Source organism: Mesobaculum littorinae (assembly GCF_004011175.1).
In the GTDB taxonomy this organism is placed as follows: Bacteria; Pseudomonadota; Alphaproteobacteria; order Rhodobacterales; family Rhodobacteraceae; genus Tranquillimonas; species Tranquillimonas littorinae.
The window spans coordinates 538752-558940 of record NZ_RQXX01000001.1; the positions used below are offsets into that span (position 1 = coordinate 538752).

General features: G+C 68.7%; 18 protein-coding genes. 12 read left to right on the forward strand and 6 right to left on the reverse strand.

All coding sequences use genetic code 11. The features are described from left to right. Positions 1–62: 62 nt before the first annotated feature. Positions 63–758 (reverse strand): TIGR04283 family arsenosugar biosynthesis glycosyltransferase, encoded by a 696-nt coding sequence (locus EKE94_RS02505; protein WP_127905014.1) that lies wholly within the window; start codon positions 756–758, stop codon positions 63–65. Positions 759–853: 95 nt separating this feature from the next. On the opposite strand from EKE94_RS02505, the gene ygfZ reads away from it, so the two are divergent. Then, positions 854–1669, forward strand: a complete 816-nt coding sequence (gene ygfZ, locus EKE94_RS02510; RefSeq protein WP_127905015.1) for a CAF17-like 4Fe-4S cluster assembly/insertion protein YgfZ — start codon at positions 854–856, stop codon at positions 1667–1669. Between the two features lie 181 nt (positions 1670–1850). Here ygfZ and efp read toward each other — a convergent pair whose 3' ends face one another. Then, positions 1851–2414, reverse strand: a complete 564-nt coding sequence (efp, locus tag EKE94_RS02515) for an elongation factor P (protein WP_127905016.1) — start codon at positions 2412–2414, stop codon at positions 1851–1853. 218 nt (positions 2415–2632) lie between these two features. Between efp and EKE94_RS02520 the strand changes: the two genes are divergently transcribed. After that, positions 2633–2950 carry a DUF6280 family protein gene (locus tag EKE94_RS02520; protein ID WP_127905017.1) on the forward strand — a complete coding sequence of 106 codons (318 nt, stop codon included), beginning with the start codon at positions 2633–2635 and terminating at the stop codon, positions 2948–2950. Between the two features lie 194 nt (positions 2951–3144). Here the strand turns inward: EKE94_RS02520 and EKE94_RS02525 are convergent, their stop codons facing one another. After that, a complete protein-coding gene (locus EKE94_RS02525; protein WP_127905018.1) occupies positions 3145–3576 on the reverse strand; it encodes an Lrp/AsnC family transcriptional regulator in 432 nt (143 codons plus the stop codon). Positions 3577–3827: 251 nt separating this feature from the next. Here EKE94_RS02525 and EKE94_RS02530 point away from each other — a divergent pair, with 251 nt between their 5' ends. The 3 genes from EKE94_RS02530 (at position 3828) to EKE94_RS02540 (ending at position 8652) form a co-directional block, all read left to right on the forward strand. Next, positions 3828–4970: a type III PLP-dependent enzyme gene (locus EKE94_RS02530; protein ID WP_127905448.1), complete on the forward strand. Its 1143-nt coding sequence runs from the start codon at positions 3828–3830 to the stop codon at positions 4968–4970. 216 nt (positions 4971–5186) lie between these two features. Further along, positions 5187–7493: a xanthine dehydrogenase family protein molybdopterin-binding subunit gene (locus EKE94_RS02535; protein WP_127905019.1), complete on the forward strand. Its 2307-nt coding sequence runs from the start codon at positions 5187–5189 to the stop codon at positions 7491–7493. 115 nt (positions 7494–7608) lie between these two features. Next, positions 7609–8652 (forward strand): DUF2235 domain-containing protein, encoded by a 1044-nt coding sequence (locus tag EKE94_RS02540; protein ID WP_407940867.1) that lies wholly within the window; start codon positions 7609–7611, stop codon positions 8650–8652. Between the two features lie 222 nt (positions 8653–8874). Here the strand turns inward: EKE94_RS02540 and metF are convergent, their stop codons facing one another. Next, positions 8875–9735, reverse strand: coding sequence for a methylenetetrahydrofolate reductase [NAD(P)H] (metF, locus tag EKE94_RS02545; RefSeq protein WP_127905021.1), 861 nt, complete (start codon positions 9733–9735; stop codon positions 8875–8877). Between the two features lie 108 nt (positions 9736–9843). Between metF and EKE94_RS02550 the strand changes: the two genes are divergently transcribed. Together EKE94_RS02550 and EKE94_RS02555 are read left to right on the forward strand one after the other, a co-directional pair. Continuing rightward, entirely contained in the window at positions 9844–10761 is a 918-nt protein-coding gene (locus tag EKE94_RS02550; protein ID WP_127905022.1) for a LysR family transcriptional regulator, read from the forward strand. 57 nt (positions 10762–10818) lie between these two features. Beyond that, positions 10819–11604: an inositol monophosphatase family protein gene (locus EKE94_RS02555; protein ID WP_127905023.1), complete on the forward strand. Its 786-nt coding sequence runs from the start codon at positions 10819–10821 to the stop codon at positions 11602–11604. Between the two features lie 272 nt (positions 11605–11876). On the opposite strand, the gene EKE94_RS02560 is transcribed toward EKE94_RS02555, so the two are convergent. Continuing rightward, positions 11877–13112 carry a lytic murein transglycosylase gene (locus EKE94_RS02560; RefSeq protein ID WP_127905024.1) on the reverse strand — a complete coding sequence of 412 codons (1236 nt, stop codon included), beginning with the start codon at positions 13110–13112 and terminating at the stop codon, positions 11877–11879. Between the two features lie 328 nt (positions 13113–13440). Here EKE94_RS02560 and EKE94_RS02565 point away from each other — a divergent pair, with 328 nt between their 5' ends. The 4 genes from EKE94_RS02565 to EKE94_RS02580 all read left to right on the forward strand — a co-directional run bounded on the left by EKE94_RS02565 (position 13441) and on the right by EKE94_RS02580 (position 18796). Further along, positions 13441–14010 (forward strand): copper chaperone PCu(A)C, encoded by a 570-nt coding sequence (locus EKE94_RS02565; protein ID WP_127905025.1) that lies wholly within the window; start codon positions 13441–13443, stop codon positions 14008–14010. Between the two features lie 433 nt (positions 14011–14443). Then, positions 14444–16234 (forward strand): ABC transporter transmembrane domain-containing protein, encoded by a 1791-nt coding sequence (locus EKE94_RS02570; RefSeq protein ID WP_127905026.1) that lies wholly within the window; start codon positions 14444–14446, stop codon positions 16232–16234. Positions 16235–16383: 149 nt separating this feature from the next. Beyond that, positions 16384–16752 (forward strand): cupin domain-containing protein, encoded by a 369-nt coding sequence (locus EKE94_RS02575; protein ID WP_127905027.1) that lies wholly within the window; start codon positions 16384–16386, stop codon positions 16750–16752. Between the two features lie 148 nt (positions 16753–16900). Beyond that, a complete protein-coding gene (locus EKE94_RS02580) occupies positions 16901–18796 on the forward strand; it encodes an acyl-CoA synthetase (RefSeq protein WP_127905028.1) in 1896 nt (631 codons plus the stop codon). A 47-nt stretch (positions 18797–18843) separates the two neighbouring features. Here the strand turns inward: EKE94_RS02580 and EKE94_RS02585 are convergent, their stop codons facing one another. Next, positions 18844–19146, reverse strand: a complete 303-nt coding sequence (locus EKE94_RS02585; RefSeq protein ID WP_127905029.1) for a DUF6476 family protein — start codon at positions 19144–19146, stop codon at positions 18844–18846. On the opposite strand from EKE94_RS02585, the gene EKE94_RS02590 reads away from it, so the two are divergent. Then, on the forward strand, positions 19136–20176 hold the full coding sequence (locus EKE94_RS02590; RefSeq protein WP_164870798.1) for an RluA family pseudouridine synthase: 1041 nt from the start codon (positions 19136–19138) through the stop codon (positions 20174–20176). The genes EKE94_RS02585 and EKE94_RS02590 overlap by 11 nt on opposite strands. The last annotated feature ends 13 nt before the right edge of the window (positions 20177–20189 follow it).

Genomic DNA, 20189 nt, shown 5'->3' on the forward strand with positions numbered 1-20189 from the left:
GCGGCACGGGGCAAATTTCCGCGATATCGCCGGGCCCGACGGGCCGCACCGGGGTAGCGTGGTCAGCGAGGCGGGCGCGGGGCGTAGGCGCGCGCCAGCTCGTCGGAATCGGCCCCGGCGAGGTAGCGCGCCAGAAGGCCTAGGTTGCGACCGCCGCGCCGCAGCCAGCCTTCGGCCAGGTAGCGCTCGGCCGAGGTGGTGATGGTGGCGTCCAGCGGCGAAAGGCGGCCGCGAAGGGCGCGGGCCAGGGCCACGTCTTCCATCAGCGGCAGGTCGGGCACGCCGCCCGCCCGGGCCAGCACGTCGCGCGCGATCAGCAGCCCCTGGTCGCCGTAGGGCAGGCCTAGCCGCGCCGCCCGCAGGTTCGCCCAGCCCGCGACCAGCCGCGGCGGCAGGCCGGTGGCGCGGAAGGCCAGGCGGAAATACCCTGCACGCTCGGGGCTTTGCCCCATGTGGCGGGCGACGCTGTCGGTCCAGCCCCGCGGCAGGTGGCAATCGGCGTGCAGGATCAGCAGCCAGTCGCCCCGGGCCGCCGCCACGCCGCGCGCGATCTGGCCACCGCGTCCCGCCGGGCCCGGCACCCAGGCGGCGCCCAGATCCTCGGCCACGCGGCGTGTCGCGTCGGTCGATCCGCCGTCGGCGACCACCATCTCGCGCACCAGACCCTCTGACACGCCCTCGACCAGAGGGACCGAGGCAGCGGCCAGCGCGTCGGCTGCATTGAGGGTGGGGATCACGATCGACAGGGGGGCGGGCATGGCGGCTCTCGCGTCGGGGCAGGCGGGCAGGGCGGGTGACGTGACCGGCCCGCACCCCTATCTAAGGGACGCACCACAGAATGGGGAGCCCGACGATGACCTTGCCCGCAGAAGACCCCGCGACCGTCAACGCGACGCAGACCGCCACCACCGACCCTCGCTCCGAGGCGCGCAGCATTCTTGCGCTTGGCGGGCCCGACCGCCGGGCGTTCCTGCAGGATCTGGTGACGAACAAGGTGCCGGGTCCCGAGGACGGGCTTGTCTATGCCGCGCTCTTGACGCCGCAGGGCAAGTACCTGGCCGATTTCTTCCTCTTCGACCGGGACGAGACGCTGTACCTCGATACCTCGGCCGCGCTGGTCGCGGGGCTGACGCAGCGGCTGACGCTGTATCGGCTGAGGCGCAAGGTCACGATCGAGCCCTCGGGTCTTTCCGTTGCGCGCGGCACCGGCACGGCGCCCGAGGGGGCGTTTGCCGACCCGCGTCATCCGGACCTGGGCTGGCGGGCCTATGGCGACGCGGCCACCCTGCCCGAAGAGGACGCGACCGACTGGGACGCGCTGCGGGTCACGCATTGCATCCCGGCCACCGGGATCGAGCTGATCCCCGACGAGACCTTTCCGCTGGAGGCGGGGTTCGAACGCCTGAACGGGGTCGATTTCCGAAAGGGCTGTTATGTCGGGCAGGAGGTGACGGCGCGGATGAAGCACAAGACCGAGCTGCGCAAGGGGCTGGCCACGGTCGACGTCTCGGGCGAGGCGCCCGTCGGCACCCCGATCCTTGCGAGCGACCGCGCGGCGGGGGCGCTTTACACGCAGGCAGGGGGGCGCGGGATTGCCTATCTTCGCTTCGACCGGGCGGAAGGGGCAGAGCTGTCTGCGGGCGCCGCACGGGTGACGTGGGCCGGCTGAGCCCATGGAAACACGGCCCGGCCGCAGCAGTGGGGCGGTCGGACCGAAACGCGAGTCGGGTAAGGGGCCACCGGGATAGTCGGGCCGGCAGGCACTGGCAGTCTGCCGCGAGGCCAGTGTGAAACGCAAAAAGGGGCGACGCATGGCGCCGCCCCCTCGCATATCGTCGCTTCGCGGACGGTCAGGCGCGTTCGGAGTATTCCATGGTCTCGGTGTTCACCACGATGTCCTCGTCCTGGCCCACGAAGGGCGGCACCATGACCTTGACCCCGTTGTCCAGCAGGGCGGGCTTGAAGCTGTTGGCGGCGGTCTGGCCCTTCACGACCGGCTCGGTCTCGACGACCTTGCAAGTGACCTTTTGCGGCAGCGTCGCGTTCAGCGCCTCGTCGCCGTAATATTCGATGGTGATCGTCATCCCGTCCTGAAGGAAGGGACGGCGTTCGCCGAGGATGTCCGCGGGCAGGGCGATCTGGTCGAAGGTCTCGGCATCCATGAAGGTCAGCATGCCGTCGCTTTCGAACAGGAACTGCTGGTCCTTCTGGTCAAGGCGCACACGCTCGACCTTGTCGGCCGAGCGGAAGCGTTCGTTCAGCTTCGAGCCGTTGCGCAGGTTGCGCAGTTCGACCTGGGCAAAGGCGCCGCCCTTGCCGGGCTTCACATGGTCGACCTTCACCGCCGCCCAAAGGCCGCCGTTGTGCTCCAGCACGTTACCGGGGCGGATCTCGTTACCGTTGATCTTGGGCATTGGGCAAAACCGTGTCGAAAGGTTGATGGATTGGCGCGCGCCTCTATATCTGGCGGATCAGACGCTGACAAGGCGGACGGTCTAGCGATGCCTTCGGGCTAGCCATGCAGTGAGCGCATAGGGGGCATTCCGAAAGAGAAGACCAGAATCGGCGCAGGATTTTGCATAAGGGACGCCACGCCGAAAAATGCAAGAGCAATAGACCAAAGGACGACGAGATGTCAGATTTCGTTGACGGCACTGCTTTCAACCACGAACAGGGCAACCGGGCACGCAAGCTCTTTGCCGCCGTGGTGCTGGCCGCGCTCGATGATGCCATCGCCGACGACAAGAAGTACGGCAACGGACCCGAACAGATCGCCCGCTGGGCGCGGTCGCGTGACGGTCGCGAGGTTCTGTCCTGCGCCGGTATCGATCCCAACGAGCGGGTCGTTTCCGGGCTGATGGAGTTCGTATCGAAAGGTGTCCGCACCTCGGTCGCGCTGTCGCGCGAGGAAAGCGAACGCCGCCACGCCGCCCAGGCGGAAGCCGCCTGAGCCACTCCGACGCCCGCCTGTCGCGCCGCGTCGGCTTTTGAGAAAAGCGCGTCCCCTCGGGGACGCGCTTTTTCTTTGTCTGGCAGTTCCATGCTGCTGGGGCTGGGGTATCTGGGGGCGTGCGCGACGCGCCGTGCGTGCCACACCCTTCGCGTCATTCTGCCCCGTCAGCCGGGCCGGGCGGGTCGGTGCCGTCAGACGGCGCGGTCGAACTTCGTCGCCAGATGAATCATGCTTTCCGAAGATCGCACGCCGGTGATCGTGCCGATCCGGTCCAGCACGCCGTCCAGCTCCTGCGTCGTCTCGGCGGTGACCGACAGGATCAGGTCGACGCGCCCGGTGGTGGTGTGCACCGTTTCGATCTCGGGCATGGGCTTCAGCCGCTGCAGGATGCCCGGCGTGGTCCGCGGTTCGACCTGCAGCAGCACGGTGGCGCGGATCCGGCGCAGGGTCAGGGCCTGCCCCAACTTCACAGTGTATCCGGCGATCACGCCTGTCCGTTCCATCCGCTCGATACGGGCCTGCACGGTGGACCGCGCCACCTTGAACCGCCGCGCCAGCCTTGATGTCGAGGTCGAGCTGTCGGCGGCCAGCGCCGCGAGGATCTTCTGATCGAGTTCGTCCATGTCCATCCCTTCGGCGCCGTCCCGCCACACATGACAATATGACCAAGACTTTCGTCAATTCAACGACGAAATCGGACAATTCAACCCTTTCCAACGGTGAGATTCGCCGCCATATGCGCTTCACTTACTTTCAGGAACAAAGGGCGGCCCGCCGGGTCAGCACCTGGCCTGGTTCGCGACACGCGCAAGCGTCTCCCGACCCGTAAAGCCGGGGCAAGAGGTGGCTGCCATTCATGGCTGGAGGCAAGTTCATGGGGCTTTCGAAAACGATCTGGGCTACCCCGTCCGAGTACCTTGCAAAGGAAGAGCCGGAGAACCCGGTCCTGTTCTTTTCGCCCGCGACGCTGCAGGCGACCGCGCGGCGGTTTCTCGACGGTTTTCCGGGCCTCGTGACCTATGCCGTCAAGTCGAACCCCGACGAGATGGTGATCGCCAACCTCGTGGCCGCGGGGATCCGCGGCTTCGACGTGGCCTCGATTTTCGAAATCGACCTGATCCGGCGCGTCGCCCCCGGCGCAGCGATGCACTACAACAACCCCGTCCGGTCGCGCGGCGAGATTGCCGAGGCGGTTGAACTGGGCGTGCGCTCCTTCTCGGTCGACAGCCGGTCCGAGCTTGCCAAGCTGGTCGAACTGGTGCCTGCCGGGTCGGAAATCTCGGTGCGGTTCAAGCTGCCCGTCGCCGGCGCCGCCTATGACTTCGGCGCAAAGTTCGGCGCGACGTCCGAGCTCGCGACCGAGCTTCTGGCGATGGTGGCCCAGGCGGGGCTCGTGCCCTCGCTGACCTTCCACCCCGGAACCCAGTGCACCGATCCCATGGCGTGGGACGCCTACCTGCGCGCCGCGGCCGAGATCGCGCATCGCGCCGACGTGCGCATCGCCCGGCTGAACGTCGGCGGCGGCTTTCCCGCGCATCGCCTGATTGACGTCGCGCCCGAGGTCGAAACGATCTTTGACCTGATCGACCGCGTGACCGGCGAAGCCTTCGGCGAAGATCGCCCTGCGCTGATCTGCGAACCCGGGCGGGGTCTTGTCGCCGAAAGCTTCACGCTGGCGACCCGGGTGCGGGCGATCCGCGACGATGCGCACGTGTTCCTGAACGACGGGGTCTATGGCGGACTGGCCGAACTGCCGCTGATCGGCATCATCGACCGGACCGAGGTGCGCGATGCGCATGGCCAGCGTCGCGACGGCGCCCCGCGCGGGCGCATCGTCTTCGGCCCCACCTGCGACAGCGTGGATCGCCTGCCGGGCGAACTGGCGCTGCCGGGCGACATGGAAGAGGGCGATTTCGTCGTCTTCCATGGCATGGGCGCCTATTCGACGGCGACCGTGACGCGGTTCAACGGCTTCGGCGTGCTCGACATCGCCACGGTGATGCGGCTGACCGACTGACGTCTGCTCGCCTTTGGGCTCACCTCATGAACGGCGCGTGATCCGGCCCGGGTCGCGCGCCGTTTCGTTTGGGGACTCACGTGGGCCAGGGGGCCGTGTCCTGCGGCGGTCGGCGGGGCCGGCGGGGCTGGACAGCGCGTGGCGCGCGGTTACTCTGCGCCTCAAGGGACGGCGTGCAGCTTCGGATGCCGCGCCGCGCACAAGGGAGAGAGAGCCATGGAAAAGTTCGGAAAGTCGCAATCCGTCACGCGGAAGGAGGACGTGCGGCTGCTGACCGGCGCGGGGCGTTACGTGGACGATATCGCGCCCGAAGGTGCGCTGTTTGCCGTCTTCCTCCGGTCGCCCGTGGCGCATGCCCGCTTGACCGGCATCGATGCCGCCGACGCGCGCGAGATGCCCGGCGTGCAGATGGTCATGACCGCCGCCGAGGTCGACGAGATGGGCGCCGACAACACCGTCGCCTTCGTTCCCGGCACCAATGCCGACGGTACCCCGGGCGCTCAGCCGCCGCGCCCCTTCCTGGCGACCGATCGCCTGCGCTTCGTGGGTGAACCCGTGGCAATGGTCGTGGCCGAGACGCTGGCGCAGGCCAAGGACGCGGCCGAGGCGATCATGCTGGAAACCGATGATCTGGATCCTCATATTGCGCTGGCGCCGGGCGGCGAGGCGCTGCACGACGAGGCGCCCGACAACATCGCGCTCGATTTCGCGCTTGGCGAGAAAGAGGCGACCGACGCGGCCTTTGCCAAGGCCGCCCACACGGTCAAGCTGACGTTGGACGATCACCGGGTGATCGTGAACTCGATGGAGCCGCGCGGCTGCTTTGCCGAGATGGACGGCGACCGGCTGCACCTGTGCTTCGGCGGGCAGGGCGTCTGGGCGATCAAGGCCCAGCTGGTCCGCGCCCTGAAGATGCCCGAGGATGCGATCCGCGTCTCGACCCCGGATGTGGGTGGCGGCTTCGGCATGAAGGGGTTTGCCTACCCCGAGTATTTCCCCGTCGCCCTGGCCGCCCGCGCGCTGGGACGTCCGGTGCGGTGGATGTCCGACCGCACCGAGGCGATGCTCAGCGACAATGGCGGCCGCGACCTGGTGAGCGAGGCCGAGATGGCCTTTGACGCCGATCACAAGCTTCTGGGCTACCGGGTGCACAACACCTTCAACCTGGGCGCCTATTGTTCGAATTTCGGCCAGCTGATCCAGACGATGCTGTTCTCGCGCGTACTGATGGGGACGTATGAGTGCCAGGCCGCGCATCTGACGGCCCAGGCGATCTTCACCAACACCGCGCCGGTCGATGCCTACCGTGGCGCGGGCCGGCCCGAGGCGATCTATGTGGTCGAGCGGATGATGGACTACGCCGCGCGCGAACTGGGCGTGGATCCGTGGGACCTGCGGCGCAAGAACTTCATTCCCGCGGACCGTTTCCCCTATACGTCGGTCACCGGCGAAACCTACGACGTGGGCGATTTCACCCGGGTCCTGGACCGGGCAGAGGTACTGAGCGACCGCGAGGGATTTGCCGCCCGCCGCGCCGCGTCCGAAGCACAGGGCAAGCTGCGCGGCCTTGGCGTGGCCTATTACATCGAATCGATCCTCGGCTCGCCGGAAGAGGATTCGACGGTCGAGTTCAACGAGGACGGCACCGTCACGCTCTATTCCGGAACCCAGTCGAACGGGCAGGGGCACGAGACGGTCTATGCCCAGTTCCTGTCCGACCAGACCGGCATCCCGGCCGAGCTGATCGAGGTGGTTCAGGGCGACAGCGACCGTATCAAGAAGGGCGGCGGCACCGGCGGGTCGCGCTCGGTCACCGTGCAGAACAACGCCACGCTCGCCGCCGTGGGCACCATGGTCGAACGCTACAGCGCGTTCCTGGCCGACGAGATGGGCGTCGACCCCGCGCAGGTCAGCTTCGACGACGAACGCTTCCGAGCCGAGGGGTCGAACGTCAGCCCGACCTTTCTCGAGGCGGCCGGGATGGCACGCGCGGCGGGGCGCAGCGATCTGTTGCGGATCACCGAAACCGCGACGCTGCCGGCGCGGTCCTATCCCAACGGCGCCCATGTCGCCGAGATCGAGATCGACCGCGCTACGGGTGTGTTAACCGTTGCCCGCTATACCGTGGTGGATGATTTCGGAAACCTCATAAATCCGATGCTGGCCGAAGGGCAGGTGCATGGGGGCGTGGCGCAGGGGCTGGGGCAGGCGGTGCTGGAGCATGCGATCTATGACGAAACCGGTCAGCCGCTGACCGCGACCTTCATGGACTACGGCATGCCGCGCGCCGACAACCTGCCGATGATCGACTTTACGCCGCTGCCGGTGCCGTCGACCGCGAACCCGATGGGCATGAAGGGCTGCGGCGAGGCGGGAACCGTGGGCGCCTTGCCCGCGCTCGGCAATGCCGTGATGGACGCGCTCTGGCCCTTGGGCGTGCGGCGGGCCGACATGCCCTTCACGCCGCTTCGGATCTGGCAGATGCTGGAGGCCGCGGATGGTACACAGGTGGCAGCGGAATAAACAGGCGCGTCCGGCCCCCGGACGGGGCCGGGATCCGACCGCCAAGGCCGCCGGTGGTCTTCCTCGACGGGCGCGGCTTCTGGCATTGTGGCCGGTCCGCTGCCTCTTCGGGGGGATTTGGGGCCTGCGCGCGCGCCTCAGGGCGGGCCGCGCCGGTCCCGCCCTGGCGCGGGTGCGTCGGCCGGTGGACCACGTCATCATCCTCGACGGCACGTTGTCGACCCTGACACGCGGCCAGGAAACAAACGCGGGGCTTACCTACAAGCTCCTGCGCGACCGCATGCCGACGGCGCGGCTTGCCCTGCGCTACGAACCCGGCATCCAGTGGCAGGACTGGCGCGGGTCGATGGACGTGATCCAGGGGCGGGGCATCAACCGCCAGATCCGTCGGGCCTACGGCGCCCTGGCCTCGCGCTGGCGGCCGGGGGATCGCATCTACCTCTTCGGTTATTCCCGCGGCGCCTACGCGGTGCGGTCGCTGGCGGGGATCATCGACAGCGTGGGCCTCCTGCGACCCGAGCATGCCACCGAACGCTGGGTCGAGCAGGCCTACCGCCACTACCGTGCCGCCCCGAACAGCCCCACCGCGCGGGCGTTCCGCCGCAGCTACTGTCACGATGACGTGCCGATCGAGATGATCGGGGTCTGGGATACGGTCAAGGCGCTGGGGCTGAGGCTGCCGATCATCTGGCGCTGGAGCGAGGGGGCGCATGCCTTTCACAGCCACGATCTGGGGCTGTCGGTTCGGCGCGGCTACCACGCGCTGGCGCTGGACGAGACGCGCGATGCCTATGCTCCGGTGCTCTGGACCACGCCGCCGGGGTTTGCGGGCGAAATCGTGCAGATGTGGTTCCCCGGCACGCATGGCGACGTGGGTGGACAGCTCGGCGGCGACGACCGGGCGCGCCCGCTGTCGAACCTGCCCCTGACATGGATGCTCGACCGGGCCGAGGCCGCGGGGCTGGACCTGCCGCCCGGCTGGCGCGCCCGCTTTCCGGTCGACGCCACCGCCCCGTCGGTCGGCACGTTGCGCGGCTGGGGCAAGTTCTTCCTTGCCCGCCATGCCCGCGTCGTCGGATGCGACCCCTCAGAGGCGATCCATCCCGCCGCAGAGGCCCCTCAACCCATTGCCTCGGGCACCCTCACCGCCGACGTCTGATCCAGACACCGCGCCCGTGATCGCCGAAAGGCCCGCGCACACGGCTTTACTCTCCCCAACCTCGCCCATCCGGGCGCGCGCCCCTGCTTCTTCTCTTCAAAAATACTCTCGCCGAAGGCGATCCCACCGTATGCCTCCCCGCGCGACCCGCGCTCCTCTCGCGCGCCGGCCGCCTGAGATCCCACCGCACCCCCCGGTTCCCCCAATGACCGACGCCGAGCGTCAGGCCACCCGTTCCAGCGCCTGCGCCGGCACGATCCCCATCGCCCGCACCACGTCGCGGGTCAGCTCTGGCGCATTCAGGGTGTAGAAGTGGAAATCCTCCACGCCCTCGTCGCGCAGATCCGACACCAGCTCGGCGGCGATGGCGGTGGCCAGCAGGCGCTCGGTCCCGTCGCGCTGCGCGTTGGCAAAGGCTTGCGCGACCCAGGGCGGCACCGGCGTGCCCGCACGCTCGGCAAAACGGCGGACGCCGTCCCAATTGGCGATCGGCAGGATGCCCGGGATCACCGGCCGGTCGATCCCCGCGCGCTGGCAGGCGTCGCGGAACCGCAGGAATGTCTCGGCCTCGAAGAAGAACTGGGTGATCGCCGACCCGGCTCCGGCTTCGAACTTGCGCTTCAGCCAGGCGATGTCGGCCCCGTCAAAGGCCGCCTCGGGGTGCGGATCGGGATAGGCGCCGACGCGGATGTGGAAATCGCCCGTCTCGGCCAACGCCTCGATCAGCGCGGTACTGTCGGCAAAGCCGTCGGGATGGGCCGTGAACCCCGCGCTGCCCTTGGGTGCATCGCCCCGCAAGGCCACGATCTGGCGCAGCCCGGCCTTGGCATAGCGGCGGGCGACGGCCAGCGTTTCCCTGCGCGTGGCGCCCACGCAGGTCAGGTGCGCGGCGACCTCCAGCCCCCAGTTTCGGCGGATCGTCTCGACCGCGTCATGGGTCAGGTCGCGCGTGGTGCCGCCCGCGCCATATGTCACCGACACGAAGTCGGGGCCGAGCGGGGCCAGCGTGCGCACCGTCTCCCACAGCCGGAACGAGGCGTCGAGCGAGCGGGGCGGGAAGAATTCGAACGAAATCCGTGTCATCGGGCGCAGGTCCTTGTGCAGCGTGGCGTCTTGAAGCTTGGGGGCAGATGTGGCACCTGATCGCTGCTGAGACAAATTCATAATCCTAAAGAAGGTCATGAGTTCGACATGCATATCGAGTTCCGGCACCTCAAGACCATCAAGGCGATCCACGACACCGGGGGACTGGCGCGGGCGGCCGAGCGGCTGCACATCACGCAGTCGGCGCTCAGCCATCAGGTAAAGGGCCTGGAAGATCAGGCGGGGGTCGAGCTGTTCGTGCGCCGGACAAAGCCTCTCAAGCTTTCGGCGGCGGGCCTGCGGCTTTTGAAGCTGGCAGAACGCATCCTGCCCGAGATCGCGGCGCTCGAGGATGAGTTCTCGGGCCTTCGCTCGGGGCGGGCGGGGCGCATGCATATCGCCATCGAATGCCACGCCTGCTTCGAATGGCTGTTTCCGGTGCTCGAGAAGTTCCGCCATGCCTGGCCGGAGGTTGATGTCGACATTCGTCCGGGCCTGGCCTTCGGCGCGTTGCCCGCCCTGCAGCGCGAAGAGGTTGACCTGGTGATCTCCTCCGATCCCGAAACGCTCGACTGTGTCGAGTTCACGCCGCTTTTCGACTACGAGCCGCGGTTCGTCGCCGCGGCAAAGCACCCCCTGGCCGACAAGCCCTTTGTCGAGGCCGAGGATTTCCGTGACGAGACGCTGATCACCTATCCCGTGGACCGGGCGCGGCTCGACGTCTTCAGCCAGCTTCTGACGCCGGCCAAGGTCGAACCCCGGGGCGTGCGGCAGGTCGAGTTGACGGCGGTCATCCTGCTGCTCGTGGCGTCGCAGAGGGGGGTCGCGGTGCTGCCCGACTGGGTGTTGCGGGACCTGCGGTCGCAGTCCGACTACATCAGCCGCCCGATCACCGCGCAGGGGCTGACGCGCAGGCTTTACGCCGCGACGCGCGCGGACGAGACGGCACAGCCCTTCGTCGCGCACCTGTTGCGGCTGGCCCGGACCGAGCCGCTGAAGTTGCGCGCCGCTGCCGCTTTGCCTTGAGCTACGGGCCGCGCGGCCGTATAGAGCCCCTTCGTCGGAACATCGGAGCCTCACCGGATGCAGGGCAGCGCCAATCTCAACGTCATGATCAAGGCCGCGCGCAAGGCGGGTCGGTCCCTGGTCAAGGATTTCCGCGAGGTCGAGAACCTTCAGGTCTCGTCCAAGGGTGCGGGAGACTTCGTAAGCCGCGCCGATATCGCGGCCGAGAACATCGTGCGCGAGACGTTGATGGAGGCGCGCCCGAACTATGGCTGGTGCGCCGAGGAATCGGCCGAGGTCGAGGGCAAGGACCCGACGCGCCGCTGGATCGTCGACCCGCTGGACGGCACCACCAACTTCCTGCACGGGTTGCCGCACTGGTGCGTGTCGATCGCGCTTGAGCACAAGGGCGAGATCGTGTCGGCCGTCGTCTACGACCCCGCCAAGGACGAGATGTTCGTCGCCGAAAAGGGTGGCGGTGCCTTCATGAACGAAAGTCGCCTGCGGGTGTCGGGCCGGTCGCGGATGATCGAGTGCATCTTTGCCACGGGTCTGCCCTTCGGAGGCCGATCGGACCTGCCCGCGACGCTGAAGGACCTTGGCCGGCTGCTGCCCGCCACAGCCGGTGTGCGCCGCTGGGGGGCTGCGGCGCTCGACCTCGCCTATGTGGCGGCGGGCCGCTACGACGGGTTCTGGGAACGGCGCCTGAATGCCTGGGACATGGCCGCGGGCCTTCTGATCGTGCGCGAAGCCGGCGGTTTCGTCCAGTCGATCGACCCCGAGCATAACCCGGTCGAAACCGGTGCGGTGATCGCGGCGAACGAAGCTGTGTTCGAGAACTTCGCCAAGGTCATCCGCGGGTAACTCCCCCGGCCCGGGCAGGCCCGGACCGCATGGCCATCCTTCGGGGCCCAGGTGCCCCTAAGGACGTCGTGCCGATCCGCGCGAGGTTGGATATCTTCCGGCCGGGGTGACCCTGCGCGCCGAAGATCCTCGTCTGCGAACGGGCTTCGGAACGGTCCCACATCTCGCGACAGCTTGCTTGCGGCAAGGTAACGTCCTCCGCTGACCGGCGGGTAAGCGGGGCGGGCGGCAGCGGGGCGGGCGCTTGCCGTATCGGCGCGCCCGCCGCGGTGTCAGCCCAGCCGCGACAGCAGCGCGGTCGAGGGCTCTCCGGTCGGCGCCATTCCGTTGGCCTGCTGGAAGGCGCGGATCGCCGCCTGCGTGTCGGGGCCGATCACGCCGTCCGCCCCGCCCGTATCATAGCCGCGCGCGGTCAGGCGTTGCTGCAGGCGGATGCGGTCGTCCTTGCGCAGACCGTAGCGGTCGGGCGGAAAGCTCGCCTGGATCGGGCCGCCGCCACGGATCCGGTCGGCAAGATGGCCGATCCCGATCACGTAGTTCGTCGAGTTGTTGTAGCGCCGGATCACCCCGAAATTCGAGAAGGTCAGGAAGCCGGGGCCCGAAGATTCGGGCACCAGAAGCGTCGCCTGACCGCCCCCCGACAGCCCGCCGCCGGCGGCGCGCGTCACGCCCAGCCCGGACCAGTCCGCCAGCGACCGGGTGCTGCCCGACAGCCCCATTGCGCCGGCGGGCACGCGCACCTCGTAACCCCAGGGCACGCCCCGGCTCCAGCCCATGCGCGCGAGGTAGTTCGCGGTCGAGGCCAGCGCGTCGGTGGGGTCGTCCGACCAAATGTCGCGCCGCCCGTCGCCGCCGAAATCCACCGCGTAGGCCTGGTAGGAGGTCGGGATGAACTGGGTGTGGCCCATGGCGCCGGCCCAGCTTCCGGTCAGGCCGGAAGGCGTGGTGTCGCCGCGGTCGAGGATCTGCAGCGCCGCGATCAGCTGTTTTTCGAAGAACGCGCCGCGCCGCCCGTCATAGGCCAGCGTCGCCAGTGCCGAGATCGTGGGAATGTCGCCGCGCCGCGCGCCGTAGCGGCTTTCCAGCCCCCAGATCGCGGTGACGATGGCGGGATCGACGCCGTAGCGCGACTCGATCCCGCCCAGCAGCGCACGGTGCCGGGCGAACATCGACCGCCCGGTCGCCACCCGTTCGTCCGAGGCCGCGATGGCGAGGTAATCCTCGAGCGTGCGGTTGAATTCGGTCTGGTTGCGGTCCCGCTCGACCACGCCGGGCAGAAAGCCCGCGGCGGGCAGCGCACGGTTCAGCGTGGCGCCCGAGATGCCGGCTGCCGCGGCGCGCGGGCGGAAACCCGCGATCCAGGTGTCGAAGCCCGGATTCGCCACGGCGCGCATTGCCGGTTCGTCGGCCGGGGCGGTGCCCGGCCCGGCGCCGTAGCCCCCGCCGCCGCACCCCGAAAGTAGCGCCGCGCCCAATCCAAAGGTAAAGATCCGCCGATCCGCCTGCATGCCTGTCTCCTGCCATATCTTCGCGCCACGGCCGGGTCTTCTGCCGGCGTCGTGGCGTGCCGCGTTCTGTCGTTGCCCGAAAGCCTATCCGACGGCGGCGCGGCGCGAAAGCGGCGGCAATGGCGGTGGGCGGGATTGGGCGGGTCTGCGCCCCGTGCACGGCAGGGACAGAAGGCGCGTGCGAGGGGGGGCGGGCTGCGGGCGCCCAACACGGCGTCTTCACTACCGGAGCCCCGCCTAGGCACGTCCGGCAAGGACCCCTCGACTCTCGGTCCAAGCGCCCCCATCTCCCGGGGGACCCCGATGGTTGCTGCAAGGAGCCCCGATCATGCAACGCCCCGCCCTCTTTTTCCCATCCGCCATCGCTGCCACGGTCCTTCTGGCGGTGCCGGTCGCTGCGCAGGACATGGCGGTTCACGACGCCTGGATCACCGAGCCCGCGCCGATGGCCCGGGCGCTCGCCGCCTACATGACCCTCGACAACGCGGGAGACGCGGCGGTGACAGTCACCGGCTTCGATGCCCCGGGATTTGCCGGCGTGGATCTGCACGAAAGCCGCGAGGTCGATGGCGTGACCACCATGGCCCCCGTCGAGTCGCTTGAGGTCCCCGCCGGGGGGACGGTGGTTCTGGCCCCGGGCGGCTATCATGTCATGCTGATGGGGCCGGACGAGATGCCGTCTTTGGGTGATGACGTGCCGCTGACCCTGACGCTCGGCGACGGCACGAGCCTAGAGGTCATGGCCGACGTCCGCGCCCGCCCGGGGCGCGGCGGGGGCGGGGCCATGGGGCACGACGCTATCGATCACGGCGCCATGGACCACGATCATAAGGACCACGGCACGGTGGACCATGGCGCGATGGATCATGGGGAAGGGGAGCACCGGACCACGGAGTGAGGGCCGCGCTGCCTCGCACCAGTGGACTGCGCGTGCGGGCGGCAACATGGCCCCGGATCGCCGTGAACAGCCGCGACGGGGACGGCTGGACACCCACGTCCCCGCCCGCCGCTGCTGCGCTTTGCCGGTAGCGCCATGCCGGCCCTCGTGACGATGGAAGCCTGCGGGACGTCGTCCCCCGGCGGGGCGTCTTTAGCGGGGGGCCCCGAGCACGGTCGGACCTGTCGCGGATCGGCGCGACTGGGCTAATCCGGTCGCTCATTCCGTCGCACGCATACGCGGCATCGCCCCCGGCCTCTACCGGGCTGCGGGGGCGACCGGACGGGCGTGTTTGCCCCGGACGGACCATTCGCCGCGGCAGCGATCCCGGGAGGCGGCCTTGCTCCTCCGGGGCCCGGAGGCTAACAGACCCCCGCAGCAAAGAGGGTGAGACATGGCCGAGGATCGGGCAGCCGCCGCCGAACGTGGCAGGTCGAAACGGATCGGGGCGCTGGGGCAACTCTGGCCGTTTCTGGCACCGTATCGCGGGCTGGTTGTGGGGGCGCTTCTGGCGCTGGCCCTGACCGCCTGCATCTCTCTCATCCTGCCGCTGGCCGTGCGCCGCGTGGTCGACGGGTTCGAAACCTCGGCCGCCGCGCTTCTGGACAAGTATTTCATGGCCGCGCTGGCGATCGCCGGTCTTCTCGCTCTGGGCACGGGGCTGCGCTATTACCTCGTCACCCGGCTGGGCGAACGCGTCGTGGCCGATATCCGCAAGGCCGTCTTCGACCGGGTCATCGGGATGAGCCCGGTCTTCTACGAACGCCTGATGACGGGCGAGGTGCTTAGCCGGATCACCACCGACACCACGCTGATCCTGTCGGTGATCGGCTCGTCCGTGTCGGTCGCGCTGCGCAACGTGCTGCTGCTGATCGGCGGGCTTGGGGCGCTGTTCTTCACCTCGGCCAAGCTGACGCTTCTGGTGCTGCTGATCGTGCCCGCGGTGATCGTGCCGATCATCGTTCTCGGACGCCGTCTGCGGGTGTTGTCGCGGCGCAACCAGGACTGGGTCGCCGCGTCCTCTGCCAACGCGTCCGAGGCGCTGACTTCGGTGCAGGCGGTGCAGGCCTTCACCCACGAGGGGCTGAGCCGCGATGCCTTCGCGCAGGTGACCGAGACCAGCTTTCAGTCGGCCAAGACGCGGATCGGGGTGCGCGCGGCGATGACCGTGATCGTCATCGCGCTGATCTTTTCCGGTATCGTCGGCGTGCTCTGGATCGGCGCCCGCGACGTGCGCGCCGACCTGATGAGCGTGGGCGAGTTGGTGCAGTTCGTGATCTACGCGGTGATGGTCGCAGGGGCCGCCGCGGCGCTGTCCGAGATCTGGGGCGAGCTGCAGCGCGCCGCTGGCGCAACCGAGCGTCTGGCCGAGCTTCTGGCGGTCGAGGACAGCGTGACGGATCCCGACGCGCCCGTGTCCCTGCCCGCGCCGGTGCGGGGCGAGATCGCGTTCGAGGACGTGGCGTTCTCATACCCCGCGCGGCCCGATCTGCCTGCGCTGGACGGGATTTCGCTGCGCGTGGCGCCGGGCGAGACGGTGGCGCTGGTGGGCCCGTCGGGGGCCGGGAAGACCACGATCATCCAGCTTCTGCTGCGGTTCTACGATCCGCAATCCGGCGCGGTTCGGCTGGACGGCGTCGACCTGCGCGACATGACGCGGGCCGAGTTCCGCCGCGCCCTGGCGCTGGTGCCGCAGGACCCGGTGATTTTTGCCGACACGGCGCGCGAGAACATCCGCTTTGGTCGGCCCGAAGCCACGGATGCCGAGGTCGAGGCCGCCGCCCGCGCCGCCGCCGCGCATGATTTCCTGGCCCGGTTGCCGGATGGTTACGACACCTATGTGGGCGAGCGCGGGGTGATGCTGTCGGGCGGGCAGAAGCAGCGCGTGGCCATCGCCCGCGCCATCCTGCGTGACGCTCCGGTGATGCTGCTGGACGAAGCGACCAGCGCGCTCGATGCCGAAAGCGAAGGTGCGGTACAGCGCGCGGTCGACGAGCTGAGCGTGGGGCGCACGATGATCGTCGTGGCGCATCGCCTCGCGACGGTGAAGAAGGCCGACCGCATCCTGGTCTTCGACGGCGGGCGCATCGTCGCCGAGGGCACGCATGACAGTCTCGTCAACGAGGGTGGCCTGTACGCCCGGCTGGCGCGGCTTCAATTCACCGACGGGATGGCGGCCGAGTAGCGCAACTGCCCGATGTCGCCCCCGGGCGTGTCCGCGCCCTTGTCACGACGGTCCCCGTCGCGACATGTCGAGCGGACTGTGCTTATAGTCTCCGGGATCCGGTCCCGGCCTTCACCGGGGCCAGACACAAGACACCGAGGAGACAGTCCATGAGCTACGCACCCGTCGATCTTGCAGCGAAATTCGATCTCTTTTCCGAGCAATGGCGGCCGAAAGTCGTCGCCGAGATGAATGATTATCAGTTCAAGCTTGCCCGGCTGGAAGGCGAGTTCGTCTGGCACAGCCACCCCGACACCGACGAGACGTTCCTCGTGATCGAAGGCGCGCTGCGCATCGAGTTCCGCGACGGGGCCGTCGAGCTTGGCGCGGGCGACATGTTCGTCGTCCCGAAGGGCAAGGAACACCGGCCCGTTGCGGCCGCCGAGGCCAAGGTATTGCTGATCGAGCCGCGCGGCGTGGTGAACACCGGAGACGCGGACCCCCAGGCCCAAACCGCCCCGGGCGACGTCTGGATCTGATTGGCCCGGCACCGCGGCGCGATAAAGACGCAACCGGAACGCGACCATGCCGCGGCGCCGGATCGCCGCGTCATTCTTGCGCCGTGGCGCATGATCTCGCAAGCTTGGTCCGGACCGGTCGGACATCGACCGTGGGAGGAGGATTGAGATGAGCGTATTCGCTTCGCGCGCCGACAGGGACGCGATCGAGGCCGAGCACCCTTGGCCCGCACAGGACGCGCCGCGCACTGTCTACGAACGCCTGAGCCGCACCGCCGACGCCCATGGCTGGCGCGACGCGATTACCTTTCAGCTTCTCTCGGGGCCGCAGGACAAGGCCGAGACGCTTACCTGGAGCGAACTTCACGGTCGCGTCACCCAGACCGCCAACCTGTTTCGCAGCCTCGGCGTGGGCGAAGGCGACGTTGTCGCCTGTCTGATGCCCAACTGCAACGAGACGGCGCAGGCGATCCTGGGCGGCATGACGGCAGGGATCGTCAACCCGATCAATCCGCTTCTCGACCCCGAACACATCGCCGGTATCCTGCGGCACACCAACGCCAAGGTGCTGGTGACGCTGAAGTCCTTTCCCAAGTCCGACGTCGCGCAAAAGGCGGCCGAGGCGCTGCGCCATGCGCCCAACGTGGAAACCGTGCTCGAGGTCGATCTGACACGCTACCTCACGCCGCCGAAGTCATGGATCGTGCCGTTGATCCGGCCCAAGACCAAGGTGCGCCACCGGGCCCGCGTGCTCGACTTCACGGCCGAGCGGGACCGCCAGAAGGCCGACGCGTTGGACTTCGAGGACCGGCCCGACGACCGCGTCGCGGCCTATTTCCACACCGGCGGCACCACGGGGCTGCCCAAGGTCGCGCAGCATCGCAACGGCGGGCTGATCTACAACGGCTGGATCGGGGAAAGACTGCTGTTCGGCGAAGAGGACACGATCATGTGCCCTCTGCCGCTGTTCCACGTCTTCGCCTGTCAGGTGATCCTGCTGGCGATGATCACCAGCGGCGCCCACGGGGTGTTCCCCACCCCAGCGGGCTATCGTGGCGATGGCGTCTTCGACAATTTCTGGAAGCTCATCGAGCGCTGGCGCGTGACATTCATCATCGCCGTGCCGACCGCGATTTCGGCCCTGATGCAGCGGCCGGTCGACGCGGACGTCTCGAGCGTCAAGATCGCGTTCTCGGGCTCGTCCCCGCTTCCGGTCGAGCTGTTTCGCAGGTTCGAAAAGGCCACCGGCGTCAACATCGTTGAAGGGTACGGGTTGACCGAGGCGACCTGCCTCGTCTCCTGCAACCCGGTCGACGGGGAAAAGCGTATCGGATCGGTGGGCATTCCCTTCCCGCACACCAAGGTGACAATCCGAAAGCCAGGCCCCGACGGCGTGCGCGAATGCGGCGTGGACGAGGTGGGCGAAATCTGCGTGGCCTCGCCCGGCGTCTATCCCGGGGTCTATACCGAGGAAGAGAAGAACGGCGACATGTATCACCGGCAGGTCTACCTGCGCACCGGCGATCTGGGGCGCGTGGATGCCGACGGTTACCTGTGGATCACCGGGCGCGCCAAGGACCTGATCATCCGCGGCGGCCACAACATCGACCCGGCCGAGATCGAAGAGGCGTTGTCGGCGCATGATGCCGTCGCCGTCGTGGGCGCCATCGGTCAGCCCGACGCCCACGCGGGCGAGCTGCCCTGCGCCTATGTCGAGCTGTGCGCCGGCAGTACCGCCACACCGGACGAGCTGATGGCCTTCGCCCGCGACCGCATCCACGAACGCGCGGCCTATCCGAAGTATATCGAGGTGCTGGACGAGCTTCCGAAGACAGCCGTGGGCAAGGTGTTCAAGCCCGATCTGCGCCGCCGCGCCATTGCCCGTGTCTACAACGAGGCGCTGGAACATGCCGGCGTCGCCGCCGAGGTTTCGGAGGTTGTCGAGGATCCAAAGCGCGGGCTAGTCGCGCGGCTGCGTCCCACCGCGGACGATCTCGATCACGAGGCGCTGCGCCGGGTTCTGGGTGATTTCACCCGGCCATGGGAATTGGAGACCGACGCCTGAGCGCCACGTCACCGGGCGACCGGGGCCGGGGCCTGCTGGTCCCGGGCCTAGTCTGCGGGGGTGATGGCTATACGCTGGCGCAGGCTGCCGTCGCCGGCGTTGAGGATCAGGATCTCGTCCTCCTGGGTGACCACAGCGAACCAGTCGCGCCCGCGGGTGAAGGCGGTGGCGCGGGCGCCGTCGGGCAGGGCGATCTGCTCGGGCAGGGGAATCGCGTCGGGATCGGGGAAGCGCGTGACAAACAGGTAGATCAGGACTAAGAGCCCCAGCACCATCGTTCCGGTCAGCGCCGTGACGAGCCACCGCAGCCATGTCAGATGCCGGTCAACCCCGGGGGATGTGTCGTCCATGCCGCCTTCGCCTCTTCGCGTCACGCTCGGGGAAGATCCTCCCGCGCGCCTTGATAAGGCCTTGGCCCGCGACGTGCCAGAGGCGGCGCATCTCAGCCGGTCAAGGCTGGCCCGGCTGATCGCCGAGGGGGCCGTGCTGCGTGCCGGCGTGGCCGTGACCGATGCCAAGGCCCGGGTTGCGGCGGGCGAGGTCTTCGACATCGTCGTACCCGAGCCCGAGGATGTCGAGACGGTCGCCGAGGACATCCCCCTGACGATCCTGCACGAGGACGAGGATCTGCTGGTCGTCGACAAGCCCGCGGGCATGGTCGTCCATCCCGCACCCGGCAGTCCCGGGGGCACGCTGGTCAACGCGCTGCTGCACCATTTCGGCGGCAACCTGTCGGGGGTCGGCGGGGAACGGCGGCCGGGCATCGTGCATCGCATCGACAAGGATACCTCGGGGCTGCTGGTGGTCGCGAAAAGCGACCGGGCCCACCACGGACTGGCCGAGCAGTTTGCCGCCCATGACGTTGAACGCAGGTATCTGGCGTTGTGTCACGGCGTGCCGGACCGCGCCGATCCGAGGCTGGCGGGCACGCGCGGGATCAGCTTCGACCCCGGCGGGGTGGTGAAGATCACCACGCGGCTGGCCCGGCACCGGACCGACCGCCAGCGGCAGGCCGTCTTCTTCGACACGGGCCGCCACGCCGTCACCCGCGTCACGCTCGAGCGGGGCTTTGGCACGGCGGCGGCGCTGGTGTCCTGCCGGCTAGAAACCGGGCGCACGCACCAGATCCGCGTCCACATGGCCCATGCCGGCCATGCCCTGATCGGCGATCAGGTCTATGGCGGGCGCCGGCGCGTGTCGGCCGCGATTCTTGGTCCCGACGCCGCAGAGGCTGCGGCGGCGTTTCCCCGACAGGCCCTGCACGCTGAAACACTGGGCTTCGTGCACCCCGCGAGCGGCGAAACCTTGCGCTTTCGCGCAGAGCCTCCCGCCGATTTTCGCGCACTCGAGCAGGCGTTGCGCGGCAGGGAGGGCGCGTGAGCTCGCGCTATGC

Coding starts and splice junctions, on each gene's coding strand:
- EKE94_RS02555 (WP_127905023.1), top strand. CDS start 10,819: ATGCAGGGCAGCGCCAATCTCAACGTCATGATCAAGGCCGCGCGCAAG.
- EKE94_RS02585 (WP_127905029.1), bottom strand. CDS start 19,146: ATGGACGACACATCCCCCGGGGTTGACCGGCATCTGACATGGCTGCGG.
- EKE94_RS02530 (WP_127905448.1), top strand. CDS start 3,828: ATGGGGCTTTCGAAAACGATCTGGGCTACCCCGTCCGAGTACCTTGCA.
- EKE94_RS02560 (WP_127905024.1), bottom strand. CDS start 13,112: ATGCAGGCGGATCGGCGGATCTTTACCTTTGGATTGGGCGCGGCGCTA.
- EKE94_RS02580 (WP_127905028.1), top strand. CDS start 16,901: ATGAGCGTATTCGCTTCGCGCGCCGACAGGGACGCGATCGAGGCCGAG.
- efp (WP_127905016.1), bottom strand. CDS start 2,414: ATGCCCAAGATCAACGGTAACGAGATCCGCCCCGGTAACGTGCTGGAG.
- EKE94_RS02575 (WP_127905027.1), top strand. CDS start 16,384: ATGAGCTACGCACCCGTCGATCTTGCAGCGAAATTCGATCTCTTTTCC.
- EKE94_RS02565 (WP_127905025.1), top strand. CDS start 13,441: ATGCAACGCCCCGCCCTCTTTTTCCCATCCGCCATCGCTGCCACGGTC.
- EKE94_RS02525 (WP_127905018.1), bottom strand. CDS start 3,576: ATGGACGAACTCGATCAGAAGATCCTCGCGGCGCTGGCCGCCGACAGC.
- EKE94_RS02550 (WP_127905022.1), top strand. CDS start 9,844: ATGCATATCGAGTTCCGGCACCTCAAGACCATCAAGGCGATCCACGAC.
- metF (WP_127905021.1), bottom strand. CDS start 9,735: ATGACACGGATTTCGTTCGAATTCTTCCCGCCCCGCTCGCTCGACGCC.
- EKE94_RS02520 (WP_127905017.1), top strand. CDS start 2,633: ATGTCAGATTTCGTTGACGGCACTGCTTTCAACCACGAACAGGGCAAC.
- EKE94_RS02570 (WP_127905026.1), top strand. CDS start 14,444: ATGGCCGAGGATCGGGCAGCCGCCGCCGAACGTGGCAGGTCGAAACGG.
- EKE94_RS02535 (WP_127905019.1), top strand. CDS start 5,187: ATGGAAAAGTTCGGAAAGTCGCAATCCGTCACGCGGAAGGAGGACGTG.
- ygfZ (WP_127905015.1), top strand. CDS start 854: ATGACCTTGCCCGCAGAAGACCCCGCGACCGTCAACGCGACGCAGACC.
- EKE94_RS02505 (WP_127905014.1), bottom strand. CDS start 758: ATGCCCGCCCCCCTGTCGATCGTGATCCCCACCCTCAATGCAGCCGAC.